Origin of the sequence: Inhella sp. (assembly GCF_027532025.1) — a bacterium.
In the GTDB taxonomy this organism is placed as follows: domain Bacteria; phylum Pseudomonadota; class Gammaproteobacteria; order Burkholderiales; family Burkholderiaceae_C; genus Inhella.
Window position 1 is genome coordinate 21,679 of the sequence record NZ_JAPZSY010000034.1, and the last position, 16,803, is coordinate 38,481.

A 16,803-nucleotide genomic window follows, 5' to 3' on the forward strand; every position below is an offset into this window, starting at 1 on the left:
TGCGAACCTGGAAGACCGCCTCACCCCACGGGCAGCAACGGCGGCCCCCGCTGCTGCGCCCGCCGAGTCAAGGCGGCGACAGCGCGCTGCCGGCCCCGGCCAGTTTCAGGCGCTGACGCATGACGCGGTAGAGGATCGGCGCGATGACGCAGATGCTGGCCTGGGCCTTGATGCGCTCGGGCAGGCCGTGGAAAACCGGTGCCATCTCGACCTCCGACCTCAGCACTGTGAAGCCGCACCGTGACCGGCGATGCACGATGAAACCGTCGGCATCGGATGGTCCGGTCATCCGGGAGGATGTTCAAGACCTTGATCGCAAGTTCAAGACTTTGTGGTCAGCGCCCGGCGCGTCAAGTGCCCGCGATTCGGGCCTTGTCAGCATGCCAAACAGCGTCGGCGTGCTGAGCAAGCGGTTCACCAACCAACGCCCGGCGCTGCCCAAGCCCGCGGTGCGGTGCGCGAGACAAAAGGACGCCGTGGGGCGTGGCAGTGCGACCCTCAGCGGCACCAGGCGTCCTTGTTGGAACTCAGGCTGGGCCAAGAACTGCGGCAAGAACCCAATGCCCAGTCCGGCCACTTGAGCGGCCAGCTTGTCACGCATGGTGCTCACGGTCAGCGTTTCTTGGCCGGGCAGCAGGCCAGCGGAGAGTGGCGGTCGGCCGCGGGCGCTGTCGGCCACGCAGATGGCGCGATGGGACCGCAGCCGGTCTTCACCGATCGGCGCATCCGCGCCAGCCAGGGAGGCCAAGGGGTGCGACGGTGCGACCGCAAACTCGAAGGCCAGGCGGCCCAGCTCGTGAATGGCAATGCCGCCGCCAGGTGGCACGCCCCCGGCACCCAGTCCCGCAACGACGATGTCCGCTCGCTCCGACAACAGGGCGTCCCAAGTGCCTCCCAGGGCGTCTTCGGCCAGGCTGAGGCGGGTGCCGCTGCCCAGGGCATCCCACTCGGCCACCAGCGGAAAGACCGCCTGCAGGCCGAACACGGTGTCGATCGACAGGCGCAAGTTCGCCTCCCAATCGGTCTTGCGCTGCCCCAGCCTGCGTTCGATGTCGTGCGCCATGCTGAGCAAGCGACGCCCATCGGCCAGCAGCTCTGCCCCGATGGGCGTCAGCCGAACGCGGCGGTGCGAGCGATCGAAGACTTCGATGCCAAGGGCACGCTCCAGTTGCGCCACGGTGTAGCTGACCGCCGAAGGCACTTTGTGCAGCTCGGCGGCGGCCTTGGTGAACGAAGCGTGGCGGGCCACGGCATCCAGCACGGCCATCGACTCGACGGAAATCGCCTTGTTCATGGGTTGATCAGTTTTTTTGACTCATAGCGTCAAAACAAAGCGCTTTCGGAGCCGGGGCAGTGGTCATATTCTGGGCGTGTTGCTGCCGACCCGCCAAGCCGGCGCCCCATTAACTGTCAACAATTTCGAACGAGAGAGCCGCCATGAACCCACGCCGAAACCTGCTCACTGCCCTTTCTGCGGGCCTGGGGCTGCTGGGGATGGGCGCCGCCACGGCCGCGACGCCGGCCGGCGGAGCCGCCCTGGCGGCCGCGGGTGCGGCCCGCGTGGTCACGCTGACGCACTTGAAGTCCAAGCCAGGCCGCCTGGCGCATTTGGAGCGGTTTGTTCGCGCGAACTGGTTTGCGATGGATGAAATCGCCGTCGCGCAAGGCCTGTTCGTGAGCTACGAGTGGCTGGATACCGGCAGCGACGAAGGGCCCTGGAACGCCATCGTCATGGTCACTTACGTTGACGAAAAGGGGTTCGAAGGCATCCAACAGCGCTGGGCGCCGATCCGGTCGGCGCATCAAGAGGTGCGTCCTGACGGCATGGGTCTGAAAGACCTCGGCCAAGTGCTGGAGACCCACAACCTGTTCGAACGCCAGCCGTTCTCGGTGAAGCGGGCCATTCCGCTTCGCCGCGGCTGAAGGGCATGGCACCCGTCCGCAACAAGCAACCCTTGAAAGACCGACATGACCCCCTTGCGCTACACGCTGCGACCACGCTTGCTGCTGCTGGCAGTTTCCGCTTCGCTGATGACCATGTCGGTCACCGACGTTGTTGCACAACCGCTGGCCGCCGCCGCCGTTGTTGCACCTGAAGAGGGGGCAGCGGTCCGAATTGCCGTAGAGGCCTACTTTCAGGCAGCAGACTCCGGAAGCGCTGACAAGGTCCGCAGCGTGTTTTGGCCGACAGGCCGCGTGGAGGGTGTGTCTCAGGGCCGTTTTCTCTCATGGAGCGCCGATGAGTTCGCGACGCGCCACTTTCGTGGTCAGCCCCGAACCGGAACCGACATGACGCGCACCATTGAATGGTCGGATGTATCGGGCACGGGCGCCGTTGTACGGGTGAAGGTCTCGGTGGGGCCAGCAGCGACGTACTGGGATTACTTCATCCTCCACAAGGTGGGCGGGCAATGGAAGATCGGCGTGAAGGCCTTTGCCAACCCTGAGGCGCTCGGTTGAACCGCTTTCGAGGCGAGCCGGCCTTCGGCAGGCAGGTGTTCCAGGTGTCCTTGCGCCACTTGCTGTGCGGGCGGAAGCGGGTAGCCGAGTCGCCGTCGGGGTCGTTCTGCGTGATGTAGCCCGCTACATTGCGCCGGTGACCGAGCTGCTCACGGCCGCCGCCGCCGACCCCCTGCTGCTGACCCTGCGCGTGGCCGCGCTGGCCACGGCCTTCGCCTTGCTGCTGGGCGTTGGCTTGGGCTGGGTGGTGGCGCGCACGACCCTTCCGGGGCGCACGCTGTTGGAGGCCCTGTGCATGCTGCCCCTGGTGCTGCCGCCCACGGTGCTGGGCTACGGCCTCTTGCTGCTGATGGGGCGCCAAGGCCCGGTGGGCGCGTGGTTGCGCGCGCACTTCGATTACTCGCTGATCTTCCATTGGCACGGCGCGGTGCTGGCCTCCACCCTGGTGGCGCTGCCCCTGGTGCTGAAAGCGGCCAGCACGGCGCTGGCGCAGGTGGACCCAGAGCTGGAAGCCGCGGCGCGCACCTTGCGGCAGTCGCGCTGGGGCGTGTTCCTGCGCGTGACCCTGCCCTTGGCTTGGCCCGGCATCCTGGCCGGCACGCTGCTGGCGTTTGCGCGGGCCATGGGCGAGTTCGGCGCTTCGCTGATGGTGGCCGGCTCCATCCCGGGCCAGACGCAAACCGCAGCCATGGCGATCTACGACGCCGTGCAGGCCGGCCGCGACGAGCTGGCCCTGGCGCTGTCGCTGGCGGTGTCCGTGCTGTCGGTGGCGGTGCTGCTGCTGTCCAACCGCCTGTTGAACAACCAACCCGTGAGGCGATGAGCATGGGCGTCCTGATGTATCGATGGGTCCTGGCCATGCTGCTGCTCGGCGCCAGCGCCTGGGCCCACGCGCAAACGCTGACTGTGTCGGCCGCCGCCAGCTTGGGCGACGCGATGAAGGCCATCGCCCCGCTGTTCGAGGCGCAGCACCCGGGCGTGACCCTGCGCTTCAACCTCGCGGCCTCGGGCGTACTGCTGCAGCAACTGGCCGCTGGCGCGCCGATCGACGTGCTGGTCACGGCCGACGAAGAAACCCTGGACCGCGCCGCGGCGCAGAAGCTGATCGACCCCGCCACGCGCCGCGTGCTCGCCACCAACGCGCTGGTGCTGGTGGCCCCGGCGGGGAGCAACCTGGCGGGCCTGGACGCCTTGACGGGGCCGGGCGTGAAGCGCATCGCCCTGGGCAAGCCGGGCTCGGTGCCCGCGGGCCGCTACGCGCAGCAGGCGCTGGAAGCGCGCGGGCAGTGGGCGGCGCTGCAAGGCAAGCTGGTGCCCGCCGACCACGTGCGCCAGGTGCTGGACTACGTGGCGCGCGGCGAGGTGGAGGCCGGCTTCGTGTACGCCACCGACGCCGCCAGCGCCGCGGGCAAGGTCCGCGTGGTCGCCACGGTGGGCGGGCACGCGCCCATCCGCTATCCCATGGCCGTGGCGAGCGATGCCGGACAGCCCGCGCTGGCCCGCGCCTTCGTGCAGTTCTTGGCCAGTCCCGCGGCACAGGCGGTGCTGCGGCAGCAAGGCTTCGGCGCGCCATGATCGACTTGGCCCTGCACACCACGCTGCGCGACGGCCCCCGGCGCTTCACGCTGGACCTGGCGCTTTGCAGCCAAGCGCGGGTGCTGGGCGTCTACGGCGCCTCGGGCGCGGGCAAGTCGCTGGCGCTGCAGGCCATCGCCGGCCTGGCCCCGTTGACTGAGGGCCGCGTGGTGGTCAACGGCCGCGTGTGGCTGGACACGGCGCAGCGCGTGAATCGGCCGGTGCCCGAGCGCCGCGTGGGCCTGCTGTTCCAGCATTACGCGCTGTTCCCGCACCTGAGCGTGCGCGCCAACGTGGCCTTTGGGTTGACACGCTGGTGGCAGCGCCTGAAGCCCGCCGACGCCGCGCGCGTGGACGCGCTGCTGGCGCGCTTTGGCCTGAGCGCGCTGGCCCACAGCCGGCCCGACCGCCTGTCGGGCGGCCAGCGCCAGCGCGTGGCCCTGGCCCGCGCCCTTGCCTGCGAGCCCGAGTTGCTGCTGCTGGACGAGCCCTTCGCCGCGCTGAACCCGCAGCTGCGCGTGCCCCTGCGCCGCGAACTGGCGCAGAGCTGCGCCGAATGGGGCGTGCCCGTGGTGCTGGTGACGCACGACGTGGACGACCTGCTGGACCTGGCCGACGAGGCGGTGCTGATCGACGAGGGCCGCGTGCTGAAGCACGTGAACTTGCGCGATGCCTCGCCCGACGCCCTGGCCGAGGCCGGCCTGCAGCCCGAGCCCGACACGCCTGAGCGCGCGCGCCGCCGCGCCTTGCTGGCATGAACGGCGGGTCGAACGGTCTGTTGAGCGGCGAGCTGCGCCTGGCCGGCCGGCTCGACGCGCGTTTCTTCGCGCTGCTGCAGGCGCTGGCCGACACGGGCTCCCTGCAGCGCGCCGCACGCGCCGCCGGCTACAGCTACAAGGGCGCCTGGCTGGTGCTGGAGCAAGCCGGCAACCTGGCCCACGGCCCGCTGGTGCAAGCGCGCCAGGGCGGACGCGGCGGCGGGGGCAGCGCGCTCACGCCGGCGGCGCACGCCCTGCTGCAGGCCTGGCAGGCGCTGACTCAACGCCACGCCACCTTCCTGCGCGAGCAGGCCGAGTGGCTGGCCGACCAACCCGAACTCGCCGCGCTGTTGCGGCGCACCGCCATGAAGACCACCGCCCGCAACCAGTTCGCCGGCCGCATCGAGGCCCTCACCCGCGGCCCCGCCATCGTGCAGGTGCGTTTGAGCCTGCCTGGCGGCCTGCCGCTGCGGGCCGCCCTCAACGCCGAAGCCGCCGAGGCCCTGGGTCTGGCCGAGGGGCAAGAGGCGCTGGCCATGGTGAAGGCCAGCGAGGTGGTGCTGGTGCAGGACTTCGGCGGCTACCGCCTGTCGGCCAGCAACCAGCTGGCGGGCACGGTGTCGCGCGTCACCAAAGGCGCCACCGGCTCGCTCGTGGGCTTGACCCTGCCCGGCGGCCTGACCTTGACTGCGAGCGTGACCAACGACGCCGTGGACGCGCTGGACCTGCGCGTGGGCCAGCCGGCCACGGCCTGCTTCAAGGCCTCGGTGGTGATGCTGGCGGTGGCGGGCTGAGGCCGGCCACCGCCAGGGAAGGCGCTGGATCAGGCGGCTTCGGTGGGCCTCGGGCGCATCATCGAGACGATGAGCGTGATCACCGTCAGCGGCAGCACAAAACTCAGCATGGCCTGGCTGAAGGCGGGCAAGGCGGCATGCTGTTGCGCGGCCAAGATCAGGTAGATCACGTAGGACCCGTAGTACCCGACGAACACCGCCCCTTCCCAGCGCGCGATGCGGCCTTTGAGAAACACCGGCAGGCAGGCGAAGGCGACGGCCAGCATCACCCAGATGTCGAAGTTCATCACGGCGCCCGTCATCGTCAGGCCGGTCTGGCCCGCCAGCACGCCCGACAAACCCAGGCAGCCCAGGATGTTGAAGGTGTTGCTGCCCACCACATTGCCCACGGCGATGTCGCGCTCGCCCTTGATGGCGGCCATGATCGAGGTGGCCACTTCCGGCATGGACGTGCCGGCCGCCACGATGGTCAGGCCGATGACCAGATCACTGACGCCCAGTTGCTTGGCGAAGGCCACCGAGGCCGTCACCAGCGCTTCGGAGCCCAGCACCAACCCAACCAGGCCGGCCACGATCAGGGCCAGTTGCACCGGCAGCTTGGCGTCCCAGGCGCCGACTTCGGCGGGCTTCAGCTCGTCGTCGTACTCCGTGGCGGCCGCCGCCGATTCGCGCCGCGACTGCACCACCAAGTAGGTGGTGTAAGCCAGCACCAGCCCCAGAAGCAGTGCGCCGTCCAGCAGGCTGATGCGTCCATCCAGGCCGAGCACCAGCAGCAGCACGCTGGCGCCGATCATGATGGGCACTTCCTGCCGAATGATCTGTTGGTGCACCAGCAGCGGAACGATCAATGCGCTCACCCCCAGGATGAACAGCACGTTGAAGATGTTGCTGCCCACCACGTTGCCGATGGCGATGTCGGTTTGCCCGTTCAGCACGGCGCCGGCCGACACGGCCATTTCTGGCGCGCTGGTGCCGAAGGCCACGATGGTGAGCCCCACCACCAGGGGCGAGATCCCCAGGGACAAGGCCATCTTGGAGGCGCCCCGCACCAGCAGGTCGGCGCCTACAACTAAGCCCACCAGGCCCGCGACAAACAGCAATACGTTGATCATGGAAGGGTCCTCTTGCAAACGGGGCGCATCCTAGGGGCAGCGGCGGGTTCAGGGTGGGTGGCCCATCCAGTGTCCTCAACTTGGCGCGGGCTGTGTTTGCTGGTGCCACCGCTGGGGCGGCCCAGGGCGGGCGGCTCGGCAGGTGCTCACACCTCGCCCAGGTAGTCCCGCTTGCCCAGCGGCACGCCGTTGTGGCGCAGCAGCGCGTAGGCGGTGGTGCTGTGGAAATGGAAGTTGGGCCAGGCCCAGCCCATCAGGTACTGGCTGCCCACGAAGTGCAGCTCGCGGCCGCCCGCCTTGAGGTGGATGGCCCGCGTCTCGCTGCCGTCGAGCTTGCTGGCGTCCAGGTGCTCGATGAAGTCGATGGTCTTCTGGATGCGGGCTTGCAGCTCGTCGAAGCTCGCCTCGGTGTCGGGAAAGCTGGGGATCTCGACGCCGGCCAGCCGCGCCACGGCGCCCTTCGCGGCGTCGGCCGCGATCTGCACCTGGCGGACGAGCGGGAACATGTCGGGGTAGAGGCGCGCTTGCAGCAGCACCTGCGGTTCCAGCCCTGCGCGGCGGCGTGCTCGGCGCCTTTCTTCAAGATGGCGGCCAGGTTGCGCAGGCCGTTGACGAAGCGGGGGCTGGTGGCTTGGACCATGGAGATGGACATGACGGGGCCTTTCGAAAGGGGACGCTCCATTCCAGCACGCCCGGCGATGCCCCGCCCCTGGCGCTTTCGCGGGCTCTGGGCGACAATGTACAAATCTCCTGTTTTGTACAAAACAACCCCATGCACACCCTGCCCCTGAGTGAGTTCCGCGCCAACGTGTCGGCCATGCTGGACCTGGTCGAGCAAGGCGAAACCGTGCGCATCCTGCGCCACGGCAAGCCGGTGGCCGAGCTGGTGCCCTTGAAGGCGGACGCGCCCCTGGCGGAAAAGAAGCTGCCCAGCTGGAAGCGGCCGTTCGAGCCCGTGATCAAGCTGGCGCCGGGGGCCAAGACCGGCGCGCAGCTGATCGTGGACGAGCGCGAATCGTCGCCCTGGTGATGGGTGACGGCTGCCATGCGTGTTCTTTTTGACAGCTCGGCGCTGTTCAAGCGCTACGTGGACGAGTCGGGTCGCGACGCCGTGCTCGCCGCCATGGACCAGACCGAAACCCTGCTGGCCGCCCCCCATTGCCGGGTGGAGTTGCACGGTGCGCTGGCCCGCTTGGGCCGCGAAGGGCAGCTCGACGTGGAAGCCCTGCGCCTGACGCGCGACGAGATCGACCTGAGCTTCGAGCAGGTGGAGGTGCTGCCGCTGACACCGGGGGTTGAGCGCGCCGCCATCCAGGCCTTGGCCACGGGGCCGGTGGGCGCCATGGACGCGCTGCACATCGGCGCTGCCGTCATCGGCCGGGCCGACCTGTTCATCACCGCCGACCGCCGCCAGGCCGAGGCCGCCGCCGCGTCCGGCCTGAAGACGCAACTCATCGAGGCTTGAAGTGATTTACCCCACCGAATTCGACGTCATCGTGGTCGGCGGCGGCCACGCCGGCACCGAGGCCGCGCTGGCCGCAGCCCGCATGGGCGCCGCCACCCTGCTGCTGACGCACAACATCGAGACCCTGGGCCAGATGAGCTGCAACCCGTCCATCGGCGGCATCGGCAAAGGGCACTTGGTCAAAGAGGTCGACGCCCTGGGCGGCGCCATGGCCCTGGCCACGGACGAAGGCGGCATCCAGTTCCGCATCCTCAATTCCAGCAAGGGCCCGGCCGTGCGCGCCACCCGTGCCCAGGCCGACCGCATCCTCTACAAGGCGGCCATCCGCCGCATGCTGGAGAACCAGCCGAACCTGACCCTGTTCCAGCAGGGCGTGGACGACCTGATGGTCGAAGGCGACCGGGTCGTCGGCGCCGTCACGCAAAGCGGCATTCGCTTTCGCGGCCGCGCCGTGGTGCTGACCGCCGGCACCTTCCTGGACGGGCGCATCCACATCGGCCTGCAGAACCACAGCGCCGGCCGCGCCGGCGACCCGCCGGCCGTGACCCTGTCGGCACGGCTGAAGGAGCTGAAGCTGCCGCAAGGCCGCCTGAAGACCGGCACCCCGCCGCGCATCGACGGCAAGAGCATCGACTTTGCCAAGCTGGAAGAACAACCGGGCGACGCCGACCCGGTGCCCGTGTTCAGCTTCATGGGCAGTGCCGCCATGCACCCCAAACAGCTGCCCTGCTGGATCACCCACACCAACGCCCGCACGCACGAGATCATCCGCAGCGGCTTCGACCGCAGCCCCATGTTCACCGGCGTGATCGAGGGCGTGGGCCCGCGCTACTGCCCGAGCATCGAAGACAAGATCAACCGCTTCGCCGGCAAGGACTCGCACCAGATCTTCCTGGAGCCCGAAGGCCTGACCACGCACGAGGTCTACCCCAACGGCATCAGCACCTCGCTGCCCTTCGACATCCAACTCGCCGCCGTGCGCTCCATGGTGGGCCTGGAGAACGCGCACATCCTGCGCCCGGGCTACGCCATCGAGTACGACTACTTCGACCCGCGCGAGCTCAAGTCCACCTTCGAGACCAAGTCCATCGCCGGCCTGTTCTTCGCCGGGCAGATCAACGGCACCACCGGCTACGAGGAGGCGGCGGCACAGGGCCTGTTCGCGGGCGCCAACGCGGCGCTGCAGGTGCTGGGTCGCGAGGCGTGGGTGCCCGAACGCCACCAGGCCTACCTGGGCGTGCTGGTGGACGACCTGATCACCAAGGGCGTGACCGAGCCCTACCGCATGTTCACCAGCCGCGCCGAGTTCCGGCTGCAGCTGCGCGAGGACAACGCCGACCTGCGCCTGACCGAAACCGGGCGCCGCTTGGGGCTGGTGGACGACGCCCGCTGGGACGCCTTCTGCCGCAAGCGCGACGCCCTGGCCCGGGAAGAAGAACGCTTCAAGGCCAGCTGGGTGAACCCCCGCAGCCTGCCGGCCGAGGAGGCCGAGCGCCTGATCGGCAAGGCCCTGGAGCGCGAGTACAACCTGGCCGACCTGCTGCGCCGCCCGGGCGTGAGCTTCGACGCGGTGGCCGAGGCCGGCCGCATCGGCAAGCCGGGCTTCGATGTTTCACGTGAAACCTTGCGCGCCGAGTTCGGTCCCGAACTGGCCGACGCCGTGATCGAGCAGTTGGAAATCCAGACCAAGTACGCCGGCTACATCGGCAAGCAGCAAGACGACGTGGCCCGCGCCTCGGCCTTCGAGCACCTGAAGCTGCCGGCCGAGCTGGACTACGCCCAGGTCACCGCCCTGTCCTTCGAAGCCCGCCAGAAGCTGGCCCAGCACCGGCCGGAGACGCTGGGGCAGGCGTCGCGGATCTCGGGGATCACGCCGGCGGCGATTTCGCTGTTGTTGATTCATTTGAGGAAGGGGCGGTTCAAGGGGTTTGCGGAAGAGGTGGCCGCGTGAAGCTCGGCTCGGTGCTGTTGGTGGTGGATATGCAACTCGGCGCCTTTGACGGGCGGCGCTGTGAACCCATGCCCGACGGTCCCGCCTTGATGGCGCGCTGCCGAGCGCTGGTGTCCGAGGCGCGCGCGCAGGGCCAACAGGTCATCTGGGTACAGCACGCGGGCGGAGCGGGTGGTGCCATGGATCGGGAGGGCCCAGGCTTTGCCATCGATCCGCGGCTCGAGCCTCAGCCTAATGAGCTCGTCTTGGTCAAAACACGCCCCAGCGCTTTCGATGGCACCGGGTTGGCTGTGCTGCTGAAGGGGGCCGAGCGCGTGCGTGTGGTGGGACTGCAAAGTGACGTTTGCATCGAGGCCACGGCCTTGGCAGGTCATGCGCTGGGCTTGCCCATGGCCGTGGTGGGCGACGGGCACCACACCTGGCCCACGGCTGGCTTCTCAGCCGAGGCCGTGCGGGATGCAGTGAATGGGCGATTGGCGGCGGCTGGTGTGAGGGTAGATTGAGCGTTCTCGTTGCAGCCCGCTGGGGCTTCACCTCTGCACCTGACCCCCTTTTGTCTTGCCAAAAGGGGGGAAAGCGCCTGCCAGTCCGCTTGCAAGCGGACTGTCCTTCGAGCGGGGTCGCAAGGTCCGCGGGGACCTTGCTCGCTCCGCTCTCAGCCCACGGCTCAAGCGCCCCCGGCTGCGTCAGGGGTTCCCTGCGGTGCTCGTTCCGGGGGGCTGCGGGATTGAACTCCCTGCGTTCGCTGCGCTCACTGCGGTCAGACAGCAAGCCCGGGTCAGTTCACGAAGCGCGCTGCGCGCGCGCCCCCCTGCACTGCGCTGCTCGGCGCCTTCGAACGGGGCAACAGCTGGAACAGCCGAATACAGAACAGCCCGGACCTCAACCTTTGGCGCCGTTTCCCGGCTGTTGGCTGCTGGGCTGTTCGCCCCGTTTGACGAGCCGAGCAGCACAGCCGAGTCCGGCGCGCGCGCAGCGCGCTTCAAGCACTGACGCCGCCCGACTGTCTGACCGCAGTGAGCGCAGCGAACGAAGGGAGTTTCGGGCGGGCCGGGCTTGGCGAGCAGCACAGGGAACCCCCGCCAACGGCGGGGGCGAAGGCTGCCGGGGCGGGCGCTTTTCCCCCCTTTTGGCAAGACAAAAGGGGGTCGGGTGCAGGGGTGAAGCCCCTGCGGGCTCTCGCCAGGTGCACCCCCCATGTTCCTGACCCAACTGCTGCTGCGCAACGCCTTCCGCCACCCCCTGCGCAGCCTGCTCACCCTGCTGGGCCTGGTGGTTGCCATCGCCGCGTTTGGCTTGCTGCGCACCGTCAACGAGGCTTGGTACACCGGCGTGCAGGCCAGTTCGGCCACGCGGCTCATCGCCCGCAACGCCACCAGCCTGACCTTCGTGCTGCCCATCAGCTACGCCCAACGCATCCGCGGCGTGGACGGCGTCAGCGCCGTGTCTTGGGCGAACTGGTTCGGGGGCGTCTACCAAACGGAGCGCAACTTCTTTCCGCAGTTCGGGGTCGACCCGGCCAGTTACCTCAAGCTGTACCCCGAGTACCTGCTGACCGACGACGAAAAGCTGGCGTTCATCAAGGACCGCCAGGGTGCCGTGGTGGGCCGCAAGCTGGCCAACCAGTACGGCTGGAAGCTGGGCGACACCGTGCCCTTGCGCGGCACGATTTACGGCGGCACCTGGAACTTCACCATCCGCGGCATCTGGGACGGCCGCGACGCCAAGACCGATGAAAACCAGATGCTGTTCCATTGGCAGCTGCTCAACGAATCGGTCAAGAGGCGCTTCCCCAAGCGCGGCGACGCGGTCGGCGTGTTCATCGTCGGCATCGACGACCCCTCCCAGGCCGCGGCCGTGGCGGGGCGCATCGACGCGATGTTCAAGAACTCCCTGGCCGAAAGCCTGACCGAGACCGAATCGGCCTTCCAGCTGAGCTTCGTGTCGATGAGCGAAGCCATCCTGGTGGCCATCGAGGCGGTGAGCTACATCGTCGTGCTCATCATCCTGGCGGTGATGGCCAACACCATGACCATGACGGCCCGCGAGCGCCTGGCCGAGTACGCCACGCTCAAGGCCTTGGGTTTTGGCCCTGGGTTCGTGGCCCGTTTGCTGCTGGGGGAGAGCCTGCTCATCGCGGCGTTGGGCGGGGCGCTGGGCATTGCCGTCAGCTTCCCCATCGCCGCGGCGTTCGGCTCGCTCGTGGGCAGCGTGCTGCCGGTGTTCGAGATCTCGGCCACGACGCTCGCCCTGCAGGCCGGGGCGGCACTGGCCGTGGGTTTCATCGCCGCCGCCTGGCCGGCTTGGCAGATGGGCCGCATCGACATCGTCAATGGCCTGCGCCACATCGCCTGATGAAGCAGCTGCCCTGGTCCTACATCGCACGCAACCTATGGGTGCGGCGCGTCACCACCGCACTCACGGCCTTGGGTCTGGCCTTGGTGGTTTACGTCTTCGCCACCGTGCTGATGATGAGCGAAGGCATCAAGGCCACGCTCGTGGCCACTGGCAACCCCGACAACCTGCTCGCCCTGCGCAAGGGCGCCGGGGCCGAGATCAACTCCGGCATCAGCCGGGAGCAAGCGGCCATCTTGGCCAGCGTGCCGGGCGTGGCCACCGCGGCCGATGGCCGGCTGCTGTTCAGCTACGAGCCCGTGGTGCTCAACAACCTGCCCAAGCGCGCCACCGGCAAACCCAGCAACGTCACCGTGCGCGGCACCTCGGACATCGGCCTGGCGCTGCGCCCGCAGGTGCGGCTCGTCGCGGGGCGCATGTTCCGCCCGGGCAGCAGCGAGCTCATCGCCGGCCAGGCCACAGCCCGCGGCTTCGCCGGTGCCGGCTTGGGCGAAACCGTGCGCTTTGCCGGCCGCGACTGGACGGTGGTGGGCGTGTTCGATGCCGGCAACAGCGGCTTTGACAGCGAGTTGTGGGGCGACAGCGAGCAAATGATGCAGGCCTTCCGTCGCCAGCAGGCCAGCAGCGTGGTGCTGCGCCTGAGCGACCCGGCGCAGGCCGATGCCTTCATTCGGCGCGCCGCCGCCGACCCTCGGCTGACCCTCGACCTGCAAGCCGAGCGTCAGTTCTACGAGGCCCAGAGCCAAGCCCTGGCCACCTTCATCCGTTACCTGGGTCTGGCGCTGTCCATCATCTTCAGCATCGGCGCCATCGTCGGCGCCATGATCACCATGTTCGCCGCCGTGGCCAGCCGCACCGGCGAGATCGCCACCCTGCGGGCCCTCGGTTTCCGGCGGCCCGCCGTGCTGTGGGCCTTCCTGGCCGAAAGCCTGCTGCTCAGCCTGGTGGGCGGGCTGCTCGGCTTGGGCGGCGCGGCGCTCATGCAGGGGGTCAACATCAGCACCACCAACTTCCAAACCTTCAGCGAGGTGGCCTTTCGCTTCGTGATGACCCCGCCAATCGTGACGCAAACCCTGCTGTTCGCCCTGCTCATGGGGCTGATCGGCGGATTCCTGCCCGCCTGGCGCGCCGCGCGGCTGAACATCGTCGACGGTTTGAGAGCCCAGTAACCTTCCACCCGCCAGGAGCCCCCCATGAAGCACACCCTCCGCACCACCCTCAGCGCCATCGCCCTCAGCCTGGGCTTGTTCGCCAGCGCCCACGCCAAGACCGAGTGCCCGCCCGTCCCCCAGGCGCCCACCCAGGAGCAACTGGCCGATGGCATGAAGAACGCCAAGGACCGTGGGGCCTTGTGGCGCATCAGCAAAGACGGACGCACCAGCTACCTCTTCGGCACCTTGCACGTGGGGCAGATGGCCTGGGCCTTTCCCGGTCCCAAGCTGATGCAGGCCCTGCGCGAAACCCAGGTGCTGGCCGTGGAGGTGGACATCACCGCCCCCACCACCCAGGCCGAAATGCAGACCGCGATGGCCCAGGCCGGCAAGGTGAGCCTCAGCGAGAAAGACCAGGCCCGGCTCGATGCGCAGGCCGATGCGGCTTGCATTCCTCGTACGGCGCTGGCCAGCATGCACCCGGTGATGCAGGCCGTCACCTACGTGGTGCTGTCCGGTCGCCACGACGGTCTGGATGCAGCCTACGGTCAAGAGCCCAACCTCATCGGTTTTGCGCGTGCCCAACAGCGTCCGGTGGTCTCGCTGGAGTCCATCGCTTCTCAAATGGCGGTCCTGCTGCCGCGGGAACCCGAAGCCGCGCGCAAGGGCTTTGACAGCGTGTTGACCGAGCTGGAAAAGGGCAAGAGCCGCGAGCAACTGCGTCGCATCAGCGACGCCTGGGTCCGTGGCGACCTGGACGCGGTGGGCAGCCTGGAAAAGCTGTGCCAATGCCAGCCCACCGACGATGAGCGTGCGTTTTCCCGCCGTTTGAACGACGATCGCAACCCCACCATCGCCCAACGCATCGCCGAGGAACACGCCAAAGGCAAGCCGGTGCTGGCGGCGGTGGGCCTGCTTCACATGACCGGTCCGAAGGCGGTGGATCGCCTGCTGGCCGAACAAGGCTTCGAGGTGCAACGTGTGGCGTATTGATTGGTGCGTGGCGGTGCTGGCCGGGGCCTTCCTGGCTCCGGCGGCTTGGGCCGATGGCTCGGTCGACAAACTGGCCCGCCAAGAGGCGGCTCAACGGCAGGCCTTGGAGGCGGCCATCGGCACGCCGCGCTGCTCGGCCGACTCGGCCTGCTGGGCCGTGCCGGTGGGCGCCCGCCCGTGTGGCGGCGCCGAGGCCTACCTGCCGGCTTCGCGCGAGACGTCGGCTGCAACCAAGGTCCAAGCGCTGGCCAAGGCCCACGCCGCCACCCGCAAGGCACAAAACGCACAGGGCGGCCGCATGGGCATCTGCATGGTGTTGCCAGAGCCGGCGGTGCGCTGTGCCCCCAGCACGCAGCGCTGCGAGTTGGTCGACACCGAGGCGGGCGCCGCGAACGCACGCTGAGGCCGATGAAGCAGACAAGGCGCCGAAGCGGCGCCTTGTTGGCGGTTGGGCGGTTGGGCGGTGCGGCTCAGCGGCGCTGGCGACGCCGGGCCGCAAAGCCCAGGGCCGCCAAGCCCAGGCCCAGCAGCGCCACGGTGCCGGGCTCGGACACCTGACCGGTGATGCGAAAGCCAAAGGGCGCGCTGGTCACGGTGTTTTCTTCGGTGCTGAACCCGATGCACCCTGGTCCCATGCCATCCTCAGCGCAAGCCGCTGACGGCAGGGTTTGGAAGGTGCCCACGTCCAGCGGGAACACCGTGATGGTGTAGAGGTAATCGTTCAACAAAAAGCTCTCGCCGTTGGCGACCTGCTCGGGGTTGGCCAACACGAACAGATCGCGGCAGGGCTGAGCGCTCGCCACCGAGCAGGTGCCGGGCTGGTTCGCCGTTTCCACGAACTTGGTGTGGATGTTCTGCACCCGGTTCGAGCCCGGCAGGGCTTCGGGCAGCACGGGCACCAAGAACAGCGAGGCTTGCAGCGTGGCGTGGGTGAAGGCGCCGTAGTAGTCAAAGATGGGGCGGTTCTCGTGCGTCACGGTCACGCCGGCGGCGGGGCCGGCGTTGGTGTTGACCGTGCCCGCCGGTGGCTCGCTGACGACCAGCTTCGACTGGCCCATGCCCGAACTGGTGCCCCAGGCCAGGGTTTGTGACCCCGCCCCGGTCACCGCGGCCGGGCCCGAGCCGGCGGCGGCCGACCACTGGGCGTTCAGCGTGTACGACCACTGGGTCACCAGTGCGGCCGAGGCCGAGGTGCTCAGTGCCAGGGCGGCGCCAGCGGCTGCGCTCAACTTCAGGACCTTGTTCATCGGGAACCTCCTGGTGTCGGTGGACTGTGCTGAGGGCTCAGCAAAGGCCATGCCAAACGAGGAGGCGACCGAAAGGTTCCTTCAGCATCAATGGTTTAGGTGAACGTGGCCAGCGGTTCGCTCGAAACGCCGAAGCATCCGTGTCAACCCTGGCGACACCCCTAACTTTTAGAACGGGATGTCGTCGTCCATGTCGTCGAAGCTGCTCGCCAGCTTGGGGGCCGGCGCGGGCTGCGGGGCTGCTGGCGCGCGGGCCTGGCGCATGGACAAACCCAAGGCCGTGACCGCTGCAGCGCACAAGCTGGCGCGGCTGATCTACGCGATGTTGACTCGAGGCCAGCCGTACACCGATCAGGGGCAGGTGTACTCGGGGGAGCGATACCGCGAGCGCGTGGTGGCCGACCTGACCCGGCGGGCGCAGCAGTTGGGGCTGCAACGGGTGCCCTTGGCGGGGGCGTCGCCACCAACAGTAACGGCCTGAGCGAGGCTCAGGCCGTTACCAATCAGGGCAATGAAATCAGCTACTTGGAGGGAGTTTCTTGAGAGGCGTCTGCATTCAGATGAGCGATACGTGGAGTCCGAACGGGCACGACACCCTGCAGGACACCAATGTAGCGTGCGGGTTGTTTCTCATGGAAGTCGAGTGCTGACACGAACTCGCGTCCACAACTCGGACACCCTGTCAGGGTGAAGTACGACTGCCGGCCGTTCGGCATGTAGGCGTATGGCAGCTCACGCGGCCCTTCGATAGTGAATCTGAAGTCAAACGACACTGCGATGAGACGCTGCGTCTCCCGACCGAGGCTGCGATACCAAGATGTACCAGCCGAGATGGCACTAGGTGCATTGCGCCGAATAACTTGCCCGCAATCGCAGGAAAGCGCAAATGCCGCGCTCTCCTCGTTCATGCCGTCATGGAAGGGCGTCCGAGTGGCAGAGTAT

General features: G+C 68.4%; 19 protein-coding genes and 1 pseudogene. 15 read left to right on the forward strand and 5 right to left on the reverse strand.

Translation table 11 applies throughout. From position 1 onward, the window contains the following. Nucleotides 1–67 precede the first annotated feature (67 nt). Nucleotides 68–205, reverse strand: coding sequence for a hypothetical protein (locus O9335_RS06290; protein WP_298385259.1), 138 nt, complete (start codon nt 203–205; stop codon nt 68–70). A 96-nt stretch (nt 206–301) separates the two neighbouring features. Then, on the reverse strand, nt 302–1,294 hold the full coding sequence (locus O9335_RS06295) for a LysR family transcriptional regulator (protein WP_298385200.1): 993 nt from the start codon (nt 1,292–1,294) through the stop codon (nt 302–304). A gap of 143 nt (nt 1,295–1,437) precedes the next feature. Between O9335_RS06295 and O9335_RS06300 the strand changes: the two genes are divergently transcribed. From O9335_RS06300 to O9335_RS06325, 6 genes are all read left to right on the forward strand, one after another. Then, complete coding sequence (locus tag O9335_RS06300) at nt 1,438–1,923, forward strand: hypothetical protein (protein WP_298385202.1); 486 nt, start codon at nt 1,438–1,440, stop codon at nt 1,921–1,923. Between the two features lie 45 nt (nt 1,924–1,968). Next, nucleotides 1,969–2,460: a nuclear transport factor 2 family protein gene (locus tag O9335_RS06305; RefSeq protein ID WP_298385205.1), complete on the forward strand. Its 492-nt coding sequence runs from the start codon at nt 1,969–1,971 to the stop codon at nt 2,458–2,460. Between the two features lie 136 nt (nt 2,461–2,596). Beyond that, entirely contained in the window at nt 2,597–3,283 is a 687-nt protein-coding gene (gene modB / locus O9335_RS06310) for a molybdate ABC transporter permease subunit (protein WP_298385208.1), read from the forward strand. A 2-nt stretch (nt 3,284–3,285) separates the two neighbouring features. After that, nucleotides 3,286–4,035, forward strand: coding sequence for a molybdate ABC transporter substrate-binding protein (modA, locus tag O9335_RS06315; protein ID WP_298385256.1), 750 nt, complete (start codon nt 3,286–3,288; stop codon nt 4,033–4,035). Next, on the forward strand, nt 4,032–4,793 hold the full coding sequence (locus tag O9335_RS06320; protein ID WP_298385211.1) for an ATP-binding cassette domain-containing protein: 762 nt from the start codon (nt 4,032–4,034) through the stop codon (nt 4,791–4,793). Before modA ends, O9335_RS06320 begins: the two co-directional genes overlap by 4 nt. Further along, nucleotides 4,790–5,587, forward strand: coding sequence for a TOBE domain-containing protein (locus O9335_RS06325; RefSeq protein ID WP_298385214.1), 798 nt, complete (start codon nt 4,790–4,792; stop codon nt 5,585–5,587). Before O9335_RS06320 ends, O9335_RS06325 begins: the two co-directional genes overlap by 4 nt. A gap of 29 nt (nt 5,588–5,616) precedes the next feature. Here the strand turns inward: O9335_RS06325 and O9335_RS06330 are convergent, their stop codons facing one another. Together O9335_RS06330 and O9335_RS06335 are read right to left on the reverse strand one after the other, a co-directional pair. Next, complete coding sequence (locus tag O9335_RS06330; protein ID WP_298385216.1) at nt 5,617–6,699, reverse strand: calcium/sodium antiporter; 1,083 nt, start codon at nt 6,697–6,699, stop codon at nt 5,617–5,619. A 146-nt stretch (nt 6,700–6,845) separates the two neighbouring features. Continuing rightward, nucleotides 6,846–7,351, reverse strand: a pseudogene (locus tag O9335_RS06335) (DUF1993 family protein). Between the two features lie 120 nt (nt 7,352–7,471). Here O9335_RS06335 and O9335_RS06340 point away from each other — a divergent pair. From O9335_RS06340 to O9335_RS06375, 8 genes are all read left to right on the forward strand, one after another. Next, the gene (locus O9335_RS06340) at nt 7,472–7,729 is read left to right on the forward strand and encodes a type II toxin-antitoxin system Phd/YefM family antitoxin (RefSeq protein ID WP_298385221.1); all 258 of its coding nucleotides are present in this window, start codon (nt 7,472–7,474) and stop codon (nt 7,727–7,729) included. Nucleotides 7,730–7,744: 15 nt separating this feature from the next. After that, nucleotides 7,745–8,164: a type II toxin-antitoxin system VapC family toxin gene (locus tag O9335_RS06345; RefSeq protein WP_298385224.1), complete on the forward strand. Its 420-nt coding sequence runs from the start codon at nt 7,745–7,747 to the stop codon at nt 8,162–8,164. A 1-nt stretch (nt 8,165) separates the two neighbouring features. Further along, nucleotides 8,166–10,115, forward strand: coding sequence for a tRNA uridine-5-carboxymethylaminomethyl(34) synthesis enzyme MnmG (gene mnmG / locus O9335_RS06350; RefSeq protein WP_298385227.1), 1,950 nt, complete (start codon nt 8,166–8,168; stop codon nt 10,113–10,115). Further along, nucleotides 10,112–10,618, forward strand: a complete 507-nt coding sequence (locus tag O9335_RS06355) for an isochorismatase family protein (protein WP_298385230.1) — start codon at nt 10,112–10,114, stop codon at nt 10,616–10,618. Before mnmG ends, O9335_RS06355 begins: the two co-directional genes overlap by 4 nt. Nucleotides 10,619–11,312: 694 nt before the next feature. Continuing rightward, on the forward strand, nt 11,313–12,470 hold the full coding sequence (locus tag O9335_RS06360; protein WP_298385233.1) for an ABC transporter permease: 1,158 nt from the start codon (nt 11,313–11,315) through the stop codon (nt 12,468–12,470). Beyond that, entirely contained in the window at nt 12,470–13,639 is a 1,170-nt protein-coding gene (locus O9335_RS06365) for an ABC transporter permease (protein ID WP_298385238.1), read from the forward strand. The genes O9335_RS06360 and O9335_RS06365 overlap by 1 nt, the downstream gene beginning before the upstream one ends. A gap of 24 nt (nt 13,640–13,663) precedes the next feature. After that, a complete protein-coding gene (locus tag O9335_RS06370; protein ID WP_298385241.1) occupies nt 13,664–14,614 on the forward strand; it encodes a TraB/GumN family protein in 951 nt (316 codons plus the stop codon). Next, nucleotides 14,601–15,017, forward strand: a complete 417-nt coding sequence (locus tag O9335_RS06375) for a hypothetical protein (protein ID WP_298385244.1) — start codon at nt 14,601–14,603, stop codon at nt 15,015–15,017. The genes O9335_RS06370 and O9335_RS06375 overlap by 14 nt, the downstream gene beginning before the upstream one ends. Nucleotides 15,018–15,084: 67 nt before the next feature. On the opposite strand, the gene O9335_RS06380 is transcribed toward O9335_RS06375, so the two are convergent. Next, nucleotides 15,085–15,861, reverse strand: coding sequence for a THxN family PEP-CTERM protein (locus O9335_RS06380; protein ID WP_298385247.1), 777 nt, complete (start codon nt 15,859–15,861; stop codon nt 15,085–15,087). A 262-nt stretch (nt 15,862–16,123) separates the two neighbouring features. Here O9335_RS06380 and O9335_RS06385 point away from each other — a divergent pair, with 262 nt between their 5' ends. After that, nucleotides 16,124–16,342: a hypothetical protein gene (locus O9335_RS06385; RefSeq protein WP_298385250.1), complete on the forward strand. Its 219-nt coding sequence runs from the start codon at nt 16,124–16,126 to the stop codon at nt 16,340–16,342. Nucleotides 16,343–16,803 lie beyond the last annotated feature (461 nt).